14 protein-coding genes and 2 pseudogenes are annotated in these 15,978 nt (G+C 66.9%); 11 read left to right on the top strand and 5 right to left on the bottom strand.

Features of this window, described 5'->3' with window-relative positions:
- Together AB4Z42_RS16545 and cobG are read right to left on the bottom strand one after the other, a co-directional pair.
- Positions 1-627 carry a precorrin-8X methylmutase gene (locus AB4Z42_RS16545; RefSeq protein WP_442010277.1) on the bottom strand — a complete coding sequence of 209 codons (627 nt, stop codon included), beginning with the start codon at positions 625-627 and terminating at the stop codon, positions 1-3.
- A 9-nt stretch (positions 628-636) separates the two neighbouring features.
- On the bottom strand, positions 637-1,755 hold the full coding sequence (gene cobG, locus AB4Z42_RS16540; protein WP_442010276.1) for a precorrin-3B synthase: 1,119 nt from the start codon (positions 1,753-1,755) through the stop codon (positions 637-639).
- A gap of 192 nt (positions 1,756-1,947) precedes the next feature.
- Here cobG and AB4Z42_RS16535 point away from each other — a divergent pair, with 192 nt between their 5' ends.
- On the top strand, positions 1,948-2,256 hold the full coding sequence (locus AB4Z42_RS16535) for a hypothetical protein (protein ID WP_442010275.1): 309 nt from the start codon (positions 1,948-1,950) through the stop codon (positions 2,254-2,256).
- Here AB4Z42_RS16535 and AB4Z42_RS16530 read toward each other — a convergent pair whose 3' ends face one another.
- Positions 2,257-3,207 (bottom strand): TauD/TfdA dioxygenase family protein, encoded by a 951-nt coding sequence (locus tag AB4Z42_RS16530; RefSeq protein ID WP_442010274.1) that lies wholly within the window; start codon positions 3,205-3,207, stop codon positions 2,257-2,259.
- Positions 3,208-3,274: 67 nt separating this feature from the next.
- Here AB4Z42_RS16530 and AB4Z42_RS16525 point away from each other — a divergent pair.
- From AB4Z42_RS16525 to AB4Z42_RS16505, 5 genes and pseudogenes are all read left to right on the top strand, one after another.
- A pseudogene (locus AB4Z42_RS16525) lies at positions 3,275-3,654 on the top strand (glycine betaine ABC transporter substrate-binding protein); the annotation flags it as partial.
- A gap of 65 nt (positions 3,655-3,719) precedes the next feature.
- Positions 3,720-5,177, top strand: coding sequence for a flavin-containing monooxygenase (locus tag AB4Z42_RS16520; RefSeq protein ID WP_442010273.1), 1,458 nt, complete (start codon positions 3,720-3,722; stop codon positions 5,175-5,177).
- Positions 5,178-5,462: 285 nt separating this feature from the next.
- A complete protein-coding gene (gene cobN, locus AB4Z42_RS16515; protein ID WP_442010272.1) occupies positions 5,463-9,047 on the top strand; it encodes a cobaltochelatase subunit CobN in 3,585 nt (1,194 codons plus the stop codon).
- A 17-nt stretch (positions 9,048-9,064) separates the two neighbouring features.
- Positions 9,065-9,445, top strand: a complete 381-nt coding sequence (locus AB4Z42_RS16510; protein WP_442010271.1) for a PPOX class F420-dependent oxidoreductase — start codon at positions 9,065-9,067, stop codon at positions 9,443-9,445.
- 63 nt (positions 9,446-9,508) lie between these two features.
- Positions 9,509-9,892, top strand: a complete 384-nt coding sequence (locus AB4Z42_RS16505) for a PPOX class F420-dependent oxidoreductase (protein ID WP_442010270.1) — start codon at positions 9,509-9,511, stop codon at positions 9,890-9,892.
- On the opposite strand, the gene AB4Z42_RS16500 is transcribed toward AB4Z42_RS16505, so the two are convergent.
- Positions 9,889-10,587, bottom strand: a complete 699-nt coding sequence (locus AB4Z42_RS16500; protein WP_442010269.1) for a dienelactone hydrolase family protein — start codon at positions 10,585-10,587, stop codon at positions 9,889-9,891. The two genes, AB4Z42_RS16505 and AB4Z42_RS16500, sit on opposite strands and share 4 nt — an antisense overlap.
- Positions 10,588-10,635: 48 nt before the next feature.
- On the opposite strand from AB4Z42_RS16500, the gene AB4Z42_RS16495 reads away from it, so the two are divergent.
- The 4 genes and pseudogenes from AB4Z42_RS16495 to AB4Z42_RS16480 all read left to right on the top strand — a co-directional run.
- Entirely contained in the window at positions 10,636-11,103 is a 468-nt protein-coding gene (locus AB4Z42_RS16495; RefSeq protein ID WP_442010268.1) for an FxsA family protein, read from the top strand.
- Positions 11,104-12,687: an amidohydrolase gene (locus AB4Z42_RS16490; protein WP_442010267.1), complete on the top strand. Its 1,584-nt coding sequence runs from the start codon at positions 11,104-11,106 to the stop codon at positions 12,685-12,687.
- Positions 12,680-14,401, top strand: a complete 1,722-nt coding sequence (gene lnt, locus AB4Z42_RS16485; protein ID WP_442010266.1) for an apolipoprotein N-acyltransferase — start codon at positions 12,680-12,682, stop codon at positions 14,399-14,401. The genes AB4Z42_RS16490 and lnt overlap by 8 nt, the downstream gene beginning before the upstream one ends.
- Positions 14,389-15,150: pseudogene (locus AB4Z42_RS16480) on the top strand (polyprenol monophosphomannose synthase); the annotation flags it as partial. The gene lnt and the pseudogene AB4Z42_RS16480, both read left to right, overlap by 13 nt.
- A 25-nt stretch (positions 15,151-15,175) precedes the next feature.
- Here AB4Z42_RS16480 and AB4Z42_RS16475 read toward each other — a convergent pair.
- A complete protein-coding gene (locus AB4Z42_RS16475) occupies positions 15,176-15,511 on the bottom strand; it encodes an RNA polymerase-binding protein RbpA (protein ID WP_014213284.1) in 336 nt (111 codons plus the stop codon).
- An 81-nt stretch (positions 15,512-15,592) separates the two neighbouring features.
- Between AB4Z42_RS16475 and AB4Z42_RS16470 the strand changes: the two genes are divergently transcribed.
- Positions 15,593-15,964: a hypothetical protein gene (locus AB4Z42_RS16470; RefSeq protein WP_442010265.1), complete on the top strand. Its 372-nt coding sequence runs from the start codon at positions 15,593-15,595 to the stop codon at positions 15,962-15,964.
- The last annotated feature ends 14 nt before the right edge of the window (positions 15,965-15,978 follow it).

Here is a 15,978-nt window from a genome sequence, read left to right as displayed (position 1 = left end):
TCATTCACGCTCGGTGGCAATCGAATTCACGGCCGCGGCGGCCATTGCGCTGCCGCCCCTGCGGCCCTTCACCACCAGATAGGACATGCCGCGGGGCCGCTCGATCAGCTCCTCCTTGGACTGTGCGGAGCCGACGAAGCCGACTGGACCACCCAGCACGGCGGCAGGGGTGGGGGCGCCTTCGTCGACGAGTTCGAGCAGTCGGAACAGCGCGGTCGGCGCGTTGCCGATGGCGACCACCGCACCGCCGAGACGGTCGGCCCACAGCTCGACACCTGCCGCCGAGCGCGTGGTGCCGAGCCGGTCGGCCAACGCGGGCGCCCGTTCGTCGGCGACGAGCGAGACGACCTCGTTGCCCGAAGGCAGCCGGGCTTTGGTGATGCCCGCGGCGACCATGGACGAGTCACACAGCACCGGGGCTCCGGCTGCGAGCGCCGCATGGGATTTCGCGACGACGTCGTCGCTGTAGGCGATGTGGTCGGCGACGTCTACCTGCCCGCAGGTATGGATCAGCCGGACCACGACACGTGCGACATCCTCGGGAAACCGCGAAAGGTCCGCTTCGGCGCGGATCGTCGCGAACGACTGCCGATAGATCTCGGCGGCGTCGCGGGTGTAGTCGAGCACCCGCTCACCCTACGGGTGAGCACCTCGCAGCCGATATCCGTCTCCGGTCGCGACCAGCACGTCACCGGCCGCAGGACTGCCGCACGCGCGCTCACAGCCGACGAAGTGCCGATGACCCGCCGCCTGCTCGTGAGCTATCGCGGCTGCCGCGTCGGACCGGACGTCGGCGGCGGAATGTTCACACCCGGGACTCCCGGTGCATGCGCTGACCGAAAGCCAGGGCGAGTTCTCGTCGAACACCAGCCCCATCGGCGCCAGCACACGCAGCGCAACGTCGGCGACCCCCTCGTCGAGGTCGAAGACGAGCAACGAACGCCAGGGCGTGATCACCATCGGCGCGTTGATCGCCGCGAGATATTCCGCGACGCGGGCGTTCAGCACGCCCAGCGGAACCGCCGCGCCCAGTGCCACACGACCGTCGTTCTGTTCGATCCACCCGACCGGGCCCCTGGTGACCGGATCCGGCGTCGCCACGGGCTCGGCCGTCACCTCAAAGCCCGCGAGGAGCAGTTCCGGATTGTCGAGTTCGCTTATCCGCCAGCATGTTCCACGGCTGTCGACGAAACGACCTGCCACGGTCAGCAGCGACGGTATCGCGGCCGCTGACGAGAGCCGGATACCGGTATCCCGGCCTGCCAGCAGGAGCGCCGCGGAGTCGCCGACGACCTGAATCCCGACATCGGCCGCCAGTCCGCTGACGTCGCCACGCCCATCGTCGATGCCGAACAGGAATCTGCCCGGCAGCCCGGCCAGCGCGGGCTGCGCGCGGATCTCGTGGTCCAGTTCGACCACCATCGCGCGGATGTCCGCATACGGACCGACGCGGCCCGACAACGGTGACGCGACGATGTTGCGCACCCGCTCGTGCGTCTCCGACGGCAGCAGGCCCGACGACGCGAGGGCCTGCGCGACTGCGGCGGTGTCGGTGACCGCGCGGATCTGAATGTTTCCGCGCGAGGTGAGTTCCATTGCCGGAGACGCCCACTGCGTCGAGGCCAGCGCCAGGGTCTCGAGCTGCGGCGCGGTGATCATGCCCCCCGGTAGCCGCACGCGGGCCAGCGCCCCGTCGGCCGCGGAATGAACCTGCAGCGCACCGGGGCAGGCGTCCTGGTCGCGGGCCCTTGCCATCAGCTCACGGTACGCCCGAGTTGCTGGCCGGCTCATCCGGTACGCCGTTATGGCTCAGGCCTGCGCACACGCCTGACCTGCGTGTTAACCACCGATTGGGGTAGTCGCCTACGCGTGTGTTGATCGCGGGCCGCTCGTAATTTTCTCGGTAGGAGCCCGGGACCGACCGGGCGAGCACGGTGGGAGAGAGCCATGACCGATCTGACGGCGATCGTTCGCCCGACATTCCAGACGCCCGCCACCCCGTCGGCGGTGTCACCCCCGGTGCCATCGGCCGCGGAGCCGACGCTGATCACCGAACAGCAGCTGTTGTTCAGCACTGCGGCCGCGGTCGCACTGCCGCGCGTGAAACCGCGTCGATGGGTCATCGCGATCAAGTCGGTGTCGGGCGCGATGAGCGCGCTCTTCACCGATCCGCGTCCGCCGGCGAAGCGATATACGCCAAGGCGCTACATGTATCTCGAGAACGGTGTGATGGCGCGCGAGATGCACCGCCTGTGATCAGCTCGCCAACCGGACGGGGCTGACCACCTCCGAATACGCCGACGCGTCACCGGCGACCGTGCGGCTGCGCTGGCCGTGGACGTCGACCGGGATATCGCCGGCCAGGGTGACCCGGTTGAGCCGCCGGTACTGGTCGTCATAATCCGAAACCGCGTAGTGCTGGGTGGCCCGGTTGTCCCAGATCGCAAGGTCACCGGGCTGCCAGCTCCATCGAATGGTGTTCTCCAGCTTGGTGATCCGGGTCTGGAACAGGCCGAACAGCGTCGCGGACTCGGTGGCTCCCAGTCCGACGAAATTCTTGACGAACTGGCCGAGCAGCAGCACGCGCTTACCCGTCTCCGGGTGCACCCGGACCACCGGATGTTCCGTCTCGTAGTAGTCGGACACGAACTCTTCGCGGTACTCGCGCACGGTGTCGGTCAACGTCTCGAGCCTGCGGTCGACATCGGCGGCGTAGTCGTAGGCGTTGGTGTGCACCGCCCACAGGTTGTCGGCGAGTGCGCGAAGCGGTTCGGGCAACGTCTCGTATGCGGTCTCGGTGTTCGCCCACGTGGTGGTGCCGCCGTACTCGGGCAGCGAAATCGCCCGCAGCAGGGATGCTTTGGGAATCCGGTCGACGAACGTGACGTCTGTGTGCCAGGCGTTGGCCTTGTCATAGCGGGAGTCGATGGGGAGGAGCTGCGCGCCGCGGGACGTCACCGTCGGGTGCGCGACGGTCGGCGTGCCGAGCTTGGCCGCCAGCGCGAGCTGTCCGTCGTCGTCGAGCCGGTGCTGATCGCGAAAGAAGACGACCTTGTGTTCGAGCAGTGCGGTGTTGATCTTCGACGCACTCGCCGGGTCGACATCCGCAGTCAGGTCGATCCCGTCGATGCGTGCGCCGATATTCGCGCTGAGCTTCACTACCCGCAGCATCGGGCTCACCTCCAAACCATCGAACGAACCCGCCATACGCTGGTCTTTCGACGGTCTGCCGACAAGTATTTTCCTCAGCACGAATCGAACTGACCGTTCGTTGATGGCCGCGGCCTACGGATTCGATCCCGCGCAGGCACAGACACCGGTGTTGCAGGTCGGCATCATCTATCAGGCGACAGCCGACGGCGACCAGTGCGACTTCGGGGAGGTGTTCACCACCGACGGCCGTATCGCGGCACTCGATCTGGTGGTGGTCACCGACGACAAGCAGTTCTTCGCCCACTACAACCCGTCGGTGACGATGAAGCAGGAGTTCTTCGATGCGCATCCGCAGATCGCGGACGTGACAGCTCCGGTGACCGCCGCGCTGACCAACGACGCGATCATCGAGATGAACAAGCAAGTCGACGTCGAGGGCGCGACCCTGCCGTCGTCGCCCGCGACTGGATGCTGGCGCAGGGTTTCGTCACCGAACGCTGAGCGGCGAATTCCCGAATATCTGGGCTCGTCAGGCGTACCGTCCCGTGCATCGGGAGGGGCTGATCATGTCAACACAACGAGCCCTGCGGGTCGCGATCATCGGCGCGGGCATGTCCGGCATCTGCATGGCGGTCAAACTGCAGGACGCAGGCATCGACGACTTCGTCATCTACGAGTCCGCCGACGATGTCGGTGGGACGTGGCGCGACAACAGCTATCCCGGGCTGAGTTGCGATGTTCCGTCTCGCTTCTATTCGTACTCGTTCCGGCCGAACCCCGAATGGTCGCGCTTCATGTCGCCGGGTCCGGAGATCCACCGTTACTTCCGACAGGTGGCCGACGAGCGAGGCGTCATACCGCACATCCGCTTCGGCACAGAAGTGACCGCTGCGCGGTATCACGACGGACAGTGGTTGGTGACGACGGCAGCGGGGGAGGACGCCTTCGATGTGCTGATCACCGCGACCGGTGTCCTGCGCGTGCCCCGCTATCCACAGATCGAGGGGCTCGACACATTCGCCGGGCCGACGTTCCACTCATCACGCTGGGATCATTCGATTCCGTTGCACGACAAACGGATCGGGTTGATAGGCACCGGTTCCACCGGCGTACAGATCACCGCTGAACTGGGCGGCAATGTCCGCGGACTGACGATCTTCCAGCGCTCGCCCCAGTGGGTGTACCCGACACCCAACATTCGCTACCGGGCGCTGACCAAGGCTGCGCTCGCGCGTTGGCCGGCGCTCAACAGACTGGGATACCGCTTCTGGCAGACCTATATCGAGAACACCCTGGGTCGTGCGGCAGTCGAGGCGGGGTTGAACCGTTGGTTGATGGCGCTGTCGTGCCGACTGAATCTGCGACTGTCGGTGCGTAATCGGGAATTGCGCCGCAAGCTCACTCCCGACTACCACGCGATGTGTAAGCGGCTCATCCTGGCCGGCCACTACTACCGGTCCATCCAGAAGCCCGGTGTGCATCTCGTCACCGCGGCGATCGACCACGTCGAACCGAGAGGTGTCGTGACGTCCGACGGCGTGCTCCACGAACTCGATCTGTTGGTGTTGGCGACGGGCTTCGACGCCCGTGCCTACGTACGCCCGATGGGGATCGTCAACGGCAGTGGTGTCACGCTCGACGAGGCCTGGGAAGACGGCCCGCACGCTTATCGGTCGGTTGCGGTGCCGGGTTTCCCGAACCTGTTCATGCTGATGGGCCCGCACTCGCCGATCGGCAATCAGTCGCTGGTCCTCATCGCCGAGAACCAGGCCGATTACGCGATGTGGTGGATCAACAAGATCCGCAACGGCGACATCGTTGCGGCATCACCCACGTACGCGGCCACCGAGGATTACAACGAGGAAATGAAATCCGCGATGCCGCAGACGATCTGGGTAACCGGATGCAAGAGCTGGTATCTGGGCAAGGACGGCTTGCCGGAGCTTTTCCCGTGGCGGCCGGTTCGCCATCGCGAGCTGCTAGCCATTCCGGACGAATCGCACTTCGACGTCCAAACTGCCTGAATGTGACGGTCGCCACACTATTGGCTCTAGTGATCCGTCCCACACAAAAGTCCCTATTTCCACCGGTTGACCAGTACGTTCCTACTAACTACACGCGTGTGTAGTAAGCGATGTCAGGAAGGAACGACGATGTTCGAACTCATCGTTTTCGGATCTCTCGGGGTCATGCTCATCGGTGCGCTTGGGATGGGATATCCGGAGAGCACCTACAGCCGCTGGAACCGGCGCTGATCCTGTACCGACGGTAGTCCGCACCCCAATCTGGGGGTGCGGTAGTAATGGTGGGTGACTCAGCCGACTTCCTCGCCGACGGTCCTGCTGTTGTCGACATCCGATACCGACCTGATCACGGCCCGTGCCAGCGGCGCCGGCTATCGGTGGGCCAATCCGTCGCGGCTGGTCGACGGGGAACTCGACGAACTCGTCGGCGCCGCGGACATCGTGGTGGTCCGCATTCTCGGTGGCTACCGCGCCTGGCAGGAGGGCATCGACGCGCTCGAGACCGGCGGCGTGCCGACCGTGGTGGTCAGCGGCGAGCAGGCCCCGGACGCCGAGCTGATGGGCCACTCCACGACACCCGCGGGTGTCGCGCTTCAATCCCACGTCTACCTGGCGCAGGGCGGCGTCGAGAATCTGCGGCAGCTGCACGCGTTCCTCTGCGACACGTTGTTGATGACCGGCTTCGGCTTCGCGCCGCCGGCGACCACCCCGAACTGGGGTGTGCTCGAGCATGCGTCGGCCGACGGCGATGGGCCGACCGTCGCGGTGCTCTACTACCGCGCACAGCACCTCGCGGGAAACACCGGCTACGTCGAAGCGCTGTGCCGGGCGATCCACGCCGCGGGCGGAAAACCGTTGCCCGTCTTCTGCGCATCGTTGCGCACCGCGGACGCCGAGCTGCTCGAGTTGCTCGGCACCGCCGACGCGTTGGTGACGACCGTGCTCGCCGCGGGCGGATCCACCCCTGCGACGGCCTCGGCGGGCGGGGTTGACGACACCTGGAACGTGGCGCATCTGGCCGCCCTCGACATCCCGATCCTCCAGGGCTTGTGCCTGACCAGTTCGCGGTCGCAGTGGCAGGTCAACGACGACGGGATGTCGCCGCTCGACGTCGCCACACAGGTCGCCGTCCCCGAATTCGACGGCCGTATCATCACAGTCCCTTTCTCGTTCAAGGAGATTGACGACGAGGGCCTGATCTCTTATGTCGCCGACCGCGAGCGCTGCGCGCGCGTCGCCGGTCTCGCAGTGCGCCACGCGCGGCTGCGTGCCATCCCGGCCACGGACAAACGGGTGGCGCTGGTGTTCTCGGCGTATCCCACCAAGCACGCCCGCATCGGCAACGCCGTCGGCCTCGATACCCCGGCAAGCGCCGTCGCGTTGCTACGCGCGATGCGCGAACACGGTTACCGGATCGACGACATTCCCGGCGTCGACGCCGGCGATGGTGACGCGTTGATCCACGCGCTGATCGAGCGCGGCGGCCAGGATCCAGCGTGGCTGACCGACGGTCAGCTCGCTGGCAATCCGATCCGCGTGTCCGCCAAGGAGTACCGGGACTGGTTCGCGACCCTGCCCGCCGAGCTCACCGACGCGATGGTCGAGCATTGGGGCCCACCGCCCGGCGAGTTGTTCGTCGACCGCAGCGGTGACCCCGACGGCGAGATCGTGATCGCCGCGATGCGGGCGGGCAACGTCGTGCTGATGGTTCAGCCGCCGCGCGGTTTCGGGGAGAACCCCGTCGCGATCTATCACGATCCCGATCTGCCGCCCAGCCATCACTATCTGGCCGCCTACCGCTGGCTCGACGCCGAATTCGGCGCGGACGCCGTCGTGCACCTCGGCAAGCACGGAAACCTGGAATGGCTACCGGGTAAGACGCTCGGGATGTCGGCGGCCTGCGGCACCGATGCCGCACTCGGCGACCTCCCGCTGATCTACCCGTTCCTGGTCAACGACCCGGGGGAGGGCACCCAGGCCAAGCGTCGCGCCCACGCAACGCTTGTCGACCACCTCATTCCGCCGATGGCCAGGGCTGAAACGTACGGGGACATCGCGCGTCTGGAACAGCTGTTGGACGAGCACGCCAACATCGCCGCGCTCGACCCGGGAAAGCTGCCCGCCATCCGTCAGCAGATCTGGACGCTCATGCGGGCCGCGAAGATGGACCACGACCTCGGTCTCGAGGACCGCCCCGACGAGGACTCGTTCGACGACATGCTGCTGCACGTCGACGGTTGGCTGTGCGAGATCAAGGATGTCCAGATCCGCGACGGGCTGCACATCCTCGGCGAAAAGCCCACGGGCGAACCGGAGATCGACCTGGTGCTCGCCATCCTGCGCGCACGCCAGCTGTTCGGCGGTGAGCAGAGCGTGCCCGGTCTCCGCCAGGCGCTCGGTCTCGCCGAGGACGGCAATGACGAGCGCACCGCGGTGGACGCCGCCGAGGCACAGGCCCGCGAACTCGTTGTGGCACTGGCGGCCTCGGGGTGGGATCCGGGCGCCGTCGACACCATCACCGACAACACCGACGTGGCGGCGATCCTGCGATTCGCGGCGACCGAGGTCGTGCCCCGACTGGCGGGAACCGCCGACGAGATCCCTCAGATTCTGCGCGCGCTCGACGGCCGCTTCATCGCGGCGGGTCCGTCGGGGTCGCCGCTTCGGGGCCTCGTCAACGTGCTGCCCACCGGACGCAACTTCTACTCCGTCGACCCGAAGGCGGTCCCCTCGCGGCTCGCATGGGAAACCGGTGTGGCGATGGCGGATTCGCTGCTGGCGCGCTACCGCGAGGACCACGGCGACTGGCCGAGGTCGGTCGGGCTGTCGGTGTGGGGCACCTCGGCCATGCGCACGGCCGGTGACGACATCGCCGAAGTGCTTGCGCTGCTCGGGGTCCGGCCGGTGTGGGACGATGCATCCCGGCGGGTCGTTGACCTGGCGCCGATACCGCTCGAGGAACTGGATCGCCCGCGCATCGACGTCACCGTGCGCATCTCAGGTTTCTTCCGCGACGCGTTCCCGCATGTGGTCACGATGCTCGACGACGCGGTCCAACTGGTCGCGGGCCTCGACGAGCCCCCCGAGGACAACTACGTCCGCGCCCACTCGCAGGCCGATCTGGCCACGCATGGCGATCAAAGGCGTTCCACGACAAGAATATTCGGATCCAAGCCCGGCACGTACGGGGCGGGTCTGCTTCAGCTGATCGACAGTCGGAACTGGCGTGACGACGCCGACCTCGCAGAGGTATACACCGCGTGGGGCGGCTTCGCGTACGGCCGCGGCCTGGACGGCAGGCCTGCGGCCGACGACATGAACCAGAACTACCGGCGCATCGCGGTCGCGGCGAAGAACACCGACACCCGCGAGCACGACATCGCCGATTCCGACGACTACTTCCAGTACCACGGCGGCATGATCGCGACGGTGCGGGCGTTGACAGGAAAGGCGCCCGCCGCCTATATCGGCGACAACACCCGGCCCGACGCCGTACGCACCCGCACGCTCTCCGAGGAGACCACCCGCGTGTTCCGCGCCCGGGTGGTCAATCCGCGCTGGATCAACGCGATGCGCAGGCACGGCTACAAGGGCGCGTTCGAGATGGCCGCGACGGTCGACTACCTGTTCGGCTACGACGCGACCGCCGGGGTGATGGCCGACTGGATGTATGAGCGGCTGTCGGCGGAATACGTACTCGACGACGAGAACCGCAAGTTCATGGAGGAGTCGAATCCCTGGGCCCTGCACGGAATGGCCGAGCGCCTGCTGGAGGCCGCCGGTCGCGGCATGTGGGCGCAGCCCGATCAGGCCACGCTCGACGGCCTACGGCAGGTGCTGCTGGAGACGGAAGGCGAACTGGAGGGCTGAGCCGATAGGTTTGGGGAATGCCCGCCACCTTTGCCGACGTCGCCAAGTCCGAGTACATCCTGCTGACCACGTTCACCAAGGACGGCCGGCCCAAGCCGACCGCCATCTGGGCGGTATCGCAGGGAGACAGCCTGATCGCGATCACGCAGGAGAAGTCCTGGAAGGTGAAGCGCATCCGCAATACCCCGCGCGTGACGATCGCCACGTGCGATCGCAGCGGTAACCCGAAGAGCGAGGCCGTCGACGCGGTCGCCGCGATCCTGGACAAATCTGCCAACGCAGCCACCTATGACGCGATCGGCAAGCGCTACGGACTGCTGGGCAAGACGTTCAATCTTTTCTCCAAGCTGCGTGGCGGCGAGAAGAACAATGTGACGATCGAGTTGAGGCCCGTGTAGCAAACTCTTCGCCAGGTATCCTTCAATTGCATCGTTTGTGCATCGAAAGAAGACGTTGAACTTATGACAGACACCTTTGAGGACGTGGCGCGGTCCAAGTACCTGCTGCTCACGACATTCACCAAGGACGGCAGGCCGAAGCCGACGACCGTGTGGGGCGTGAAGGACGGCGACAAGCTGCTGATCTCCACCGACGACGGGTCGTGGAAGACCAAACGCATCAACAACACGCCACGCGTAACCATTCAACGGTCAACCGCCCTAGGTAAGCCCAAGGGTGAACCGGTCGAGGCGGTGGCCCGTAATCTGCCCAAGTCGGACAATCGGCGGGTCTTCGACATGGTCACCAGGAAGTACTGGTGGCATGCGTGGTGGTGGATACCGCAGGCCCTCATCCGAGGCGGGATCGACAAAGTGCACAGCGCCATCGAGGTAAAGGCGGCCTAACGCGCCGCCAGGTGTTCGTTGAAGAACGCGAACACTCGCCCGTAGGCATCCTCGGTCGCCGCGTCGTTGTATCCGAAACCGGCAATGCGGATCAGAAGCTGCCCGGGCAGTTTGTTCGCGAAGCTGTGTCCGACATCGGGGTAGACCTTGATATCGGCCGTGATGCCTTTTTCCTCGACGACCTCTTCCAGCCGTGCGGGTGCACCGATGCCGATCGGGTCGCGGCGACCGAAGCTGGCCACGATCGGACAGGCGCCGTCCAGCGTTTCGCTCAGATGCCGCGGGAGCGGAGTACCGTAGAACGGAGCCGACGCGCCAAAACCCTTGGGCGCCAACACTAGAGCGAACTGCCCTCCCATGCAGAAACCGACCACGCCCACCGAGCCGTTGCATTCCGGCAAAGCCAGCACGTGGTCGCGCGCGGCGAGAATGTCGTCCAGCGCGCGACCGCGCTGGCTGAGCAACTCGCGGAGAACTCTGGTGACGCATCGGGCGCGCCCGCCTCGCGAATAGAGGTTCGGAGTGATCGCGACGAAGCCCGCGGCGGCAATTCGGGCTGCGGTGGCCTCGTTGTCGGGGCGGTATCCGAAGGCGTCGTGCACGACCACCACACCCGGCCACGGTCCCTGACCGTCGGGCACGGCGAGCACCGCGTCGATCGGGCCGTCCGCCGTGTCGATCTTGATTGTCGTCACATCGTCAATTTACGGAACCCAGGCGCCCTTCCCGAACGTTCCCATCACATGGCGATGCGGTTGTTTGTCCTCTACGTGGTCATCGAGCTCGCGGTCGTCGTCGCGCTGACAGCGACGATCGGCTTCGGCTGGACCGTCTTGCTGCTGCTCGCCACCTTCCTGGTCGGCATGGCACTGGCCGGATCACAGGTCAAGCGGCACATCCGCCGTCTGCGCTCAGGTTTGGACGCGACGACCGTCCAGGGCGCCGCGGCAGACAGCGTGCTCGTCGCGCTCGGCACCGTTCTCGTCGCCATCCCCGGCCTGGCCAGCTCCGTCATCGGCGCGCTGCTCTTGCTGCCGCCCACGCGCTCGGCCGCCCGTCCGGTGGTCAGGGCCATGGCCGCGCGCCGCATGCCGCTGATCACCGTGGCAGGCACCGCGGGGTACCCGGCGCCGCGCGGTGACTACATTGACGGCGAGGTCATCGACGTAACGGACGTCGAACCTCTTGCCGTGGAGCCCAAACCCGACTAAGTGACGACCCTCCTGCTGAACGGCCGGGTGCACAGCCCGGCGATGCCCGACGCGTCCGCAATGGCGGTGCGCGACGGCGTCGTCGCATGGCTGGGCAGCGACGACGTGGGACGCGCACAGTATCCCGACGCGCAGATCGTCGATCTCGACGGCGCGTTCGTCGCGCCGGCCTTCGTCGACAGCCACGTCCACCTCACCTCGACCGGCCTGACCGTGACCGGGCTCGACCTGCGGTCCGCCACCTCACTGCGGCACTGCCTGCAGCTGCTCGGCGACTTCGCCCGCACCCACGCCGGCCCGATCTGGGGACACGGCTGGGACGAATCCGGCTGGCCCGAACGGACACCGCCGAGCACGGCCGACGTGGACGGCGTCGTCGGAGACAGGCCCACGTACCTGGCCCGCGTCGACGTCCACTCGGCGGCCGCCTCGACCACGCTGCGCCGGCTCGCCCCCGGACTGGCCGACGCACACGGCTTCTCCGCTGCGCTGCCGTTGACCGGCGACGCACATCACCTGGTGCGCGCGGCCGCGCGTGACGGGCTGACATCCGAGCAGCGGCGGCACGCCCAGGTGGCCGCCCTCGACGCCGCGGCCGCGTTCGGCATCGCCGCGGTGCACGAGTGTGCGGGGCCCGACATCGGCGGCCTGGCCGACTGGGACGAGGTGCGCCGCATCGAGCACGGCGTGGAGGTCGTCGGCTACTGGGGTGAAGCGGTGAGCACCGCCGCCGAGGCGCGAGATCTGATCGCCCGCACAGGCGCGCGCGGGCTGGCAGGCGACCTGTTCGTCGACGGCGCGCTGGGCTCACGCACCGCATGGCTGCATCAGCCCTACGCAGACGCTGCCGACTGTTGCGGTAACTCGTATCTCGACACCGGGGCCATCGCGGAACACCTGCGCGCATGCACCGAGGTGCACGTCACCGCGGGATTCCACGTGATCGGCGACGCGGCTGTCGGCGCTGTGGTCGATGCACTTGCGACCGTCGTCGAGGAGTTCGGCGCACCCGCGGTTGCCCGTTGCGGACATCGCCTCGAGCACCTCGAAATGGTCACCGAGCAGCAGGCGCACGACCTCGGCGCGTGGGGTGTGATTGCCAGCATGCAGCCCAACTTCGATGCGTTGTGGGGCGGCGAGCACGGCATGTACGCCCAACGTCTCGGCGCCGAACGCGTGGGATCGTTGAATCCTTTCGCGCTGCTAGCATCCCAAGGCGTGCCCCTCGCTTTCGGCTCAGACACCCCCGTCACCAGCATGAATCCCTGGGCGACGGTGCGAGCGGCGACACAGCACCAGACTCACGGGAGCGCACTGTCCGCGCGCGCGGCGTTTGCCGCCGCGACCCGTGGAGCCTGGCGTGCCGCCGGGATCCGGGACGGTGAAACCGGCACGCTCGTTCCAGGCGCCCCGGCGAGCTACGCCGTGTGGGAGGCCGACGAGTTCGAGGTGAGTGCACCTGCCGATGCGGTGCAGCGCTGGTCGACCGATACGCGCTCGCGGGTGCCCGCGCTTCCACGACTCGACGCCGCATTGCCGCGCTGCCGTCAGACGGTCCACCGGGGTGTCGTCATCCATGGCTGAGGACGTGAGTCCGCGTATCGACGAGACCGATGTCGTCGACGACGACGCGGACGACGAGACCGAGGCGCCGGCGACAGCGTCGGCCGATAGTTCGCGCACCAAGCGTTTCGGTCGCGCGGTACTCGACCGCCTGCCGCAGTTGAGCGTCGCGATCGTCGCCGGTCTGGCATTGTGCCTGAGCTTCCCGCCGTTCGGATGGTGGTATCTGGCGTTCGTCGCGTTCGCGCTTTTCGCATGGGTACTCACCCGCGAATCAACCACTGTTGCTGGCGGATTCGGCTACGGATTGCTGTTCGGGCTGGTGTTCTATCTGCCGCTGCTGCCGTGGATCAGCGGACTCGTCGGCGCGATTCCGTGGATCGCCCTTTCGGCGCTCGAGGCACTGTTCCCCGCCTTGTTCGGCGCATTGGCGGTCGTGGTCCGACGGGTGCCGGGGTGGCCGTTGTGGTTCGCGGGGCTCTGGGTGGCGTCGGAGTGGCTCAAGTCGACCGTCCCCTTCGGCGGATTCCCGTGGGGTGTCGTGGCGTACGGCCAGACCGGCGGGCCGATGTTGTCCGTGGTGCAGTTCGGCGGCGCGTCGCTGCTGTCGTTCGCCGTGGTGCTGGTCGGATCCAGTTTGACCGCGATCGCTCTGGAGATCGTCAAGTGGTGGCGTCTCGGCACGACCAGGACGGGGGCGCCGCCCGCGGTGGTGGTCCCGGGCGCGTGCATCACCGTCGTCCTGTTGCTGACCGCACTTACCTGGCCGCAGGTCCGGCACTCCGGGGTGGGCGCGGACGACGAACAGTCGATCACGGTGGCGGCGGTGCAGGGCAACGTGCCCAGACTCGGCCTGGAGTTCAACGCTCAGCGGCGCGCGGTACTGGACAACCATGTCCGCGAAACGATGCGGCTGGCCGACGACGTGCGCGCGGGCCGGGCGCCGCGGCCGATGTTCGTCGTCTGGCCCGAGAACTCCTCGGACATCGATCCGCTGGCCAATCCGGACGCGAAAGCCGAGATCTCGGCGGCGGCGGCGGCGATCGACGCGCCGATCCTGGTCGGAAGCGTGGTCGCGGCACCGGGCTACAGCGCCGACAACCCTGCCGCCAACAACTCGGTGATCGTGTGGAACCCGGAGACCGGGCCGGCCGAACGTCACGACAAGCAGATCATCCAGCCGTTCGGCGAGTACCTGCCGTGGCGGAGTTTCTTCCGGCACCTGTCGTCGTACGCCGACCGTGCCGGCTACTTCGTCCCCGGCAGCGGGAACGGGGTGGTGCACGCCGCGGGTGTGCCCGTCGGGGTCGCCACCTGCTGGGAGGTGATCTTCGACCGCGCCACCCGCGAGTCGGTGCGCAGTGGGGCGCAGATTCTGACCGTCCCGACCAACAACGCCACCTTCGATGAGGCGATGAGCGAACAACAACTCGCCTTCGCCAGGTTGCGGGCCGTCGAGCACAACCGATACGTCATCGTCGCCGGAACCACCGGTATCAGCGCCGTCATCGCTCCGGACGGACGTGAGCTTGCCCGCACTGCGTTCTTCGAACCCGCCTACCTCGACACCCAGGTCCGGCTGAAAACCCAGCTCACAGCCGCGACGCAGTGGGGGCCGCTCGTCGAGGGCCTGCTCGCGGCCGTTGGCATTGGGGCTCTGCTCGCGGCGATGCTGCACAATGGGAGTTTCGTGCGTCGGCTAGGAAAGGCGACGAAAGATAGAGGAGCCACATGACGACGGGCCCGGGCCCGGGGGAACGCCCAAGCCAGCGCACGCTGGTCATCATCCCCACCTACAACGAGCGGGAAAACCTGCCGTTGATCGTTGGACGCGTCCAGGAAGCCTGTCCGGACGTGCACATCCTCGTCGTCGACGACGGCAGCCCGGACGGCACCGGCGAGTTGGCGAACGAGCTGGCCCTCGCCGACCCTGACCAGGTGCACGTGCTGCACCGCGCCACCAAGAGCGGTCTCGGAGCGGCGTACCTGGCCGGCTTCGAGTGGGGCCTGGCGCGCGGGTATTCAGTCCTGGTCGAGATGGACGCCGACGGAAGCCACCCGCCTCAACACCTGCACCGCCTGCTCGACAGCATCGACAACGGCGCGGACCTGGTGATCGGTTCGCGATACGTCAAGGGCGGCGAGGTCCGCAATTGGCCGCGACGGCGAATGCTGCTGTCCCGCACCGCAAACGGCTATTCGCGCATCCTCCTGGGCGTCGACATCCACGACATCACCGCCGGGTACCGCGCGTACCGCCGCGAGGTGCTCGAGAAGATCGACCTGTCCGCCGTGGACTCGAAGGGCTACTGCTTCCAGATCGACTTGACCTGGCGCACCATCAACAACGGGTTCGTCGTCGTCGAGGTACCGATCACCTTCACCGAGCGCGAGTTCGGCCAATCCAAGATGAGTGGCTCCAACATCCGCGAAGCACTGTTCAAGGTCGCGGAATGGGGTGTCCGCGGGCGCCTGGATCGGGCCCGCGGCGCCGGCGTGACCCGCTAGGTCAGCCTCGGCGGCGAGCCTTGATGATGTCGAGGCGCTCCTTGAGCAGCTCCTCGAGTTCGTCGACCGAGCGGCGCTCCAGGAGCATGTCCCAGTGGGTGCGCGGCGGCTTTGTCTTCTTCGGCTCGGGCGCATCGCCCTCGATCAGGGTGCCCTCCATGCCGTTGCGGCACAGCCAGGCGTGGGGGATCTCGGCGTCGTCGGCGAACGGGACGTCGAATTCCTCGCCATTGTCGGTCCGGTAACGAGCAACCTGACGCGGCGCCAGATCGTGGTTGCGGTCGGTCTCGTAGCTCACAGCCCCGAGGCGACTGCCTCTCAAGACGCGATCAGCCATGGTCAGCTCTCCTCAAATCATTGCAAGTCATCCGGGGAATCAACGCAGCGACGTGACGCGCAGTTCCCGACTCGACCCTTCATGATACCGGGATTCCCGCTCGCGTCGGTTTACAGTCGGTCCGTGGTACGTCGTCTGCGTTCTCAACCCTGCCGCTGGTGCGGTCGTGAGGTCGCTGATGCCGGTATGGGCAGACGCAGGCAATACTGCAGGCAGTCGTGCCGTCAACGGGCCTATGAGCAGCGTTCGATCGTCAAGGGCACCTCACTGGCACCGGACGCCGTAGTGCTCACCGCCGATGAGGCCGCAGAATTGGCTGACCGCGTCTACCAGGTCAGATGTGCTGCCGAGGACGTGTCCACCGCGGTCGACGAGGGTGCGGACGGGACTGAGTTACGTCAGCTGTGCGACGCGCTGATGCGCGCGGCCAAGGCGGCGGACGGCTGGCGTTAGTTTCGAACCATCGG

The sequence above is a fragment of the Mycobacterium sp. 2YAF39 genome (assembly GCF_052114565.1).
GTDB lineage: Bacteria > Actinomycetota > Actinomycetes > Mycobacteriales > Mycobacteriaceae > Mycobacterium.
The sequence above is the reverse complement of the archived record's forward strand: the minus strand, read 5'-3'. Positions and strand labels throughout refer to the sequence as shown.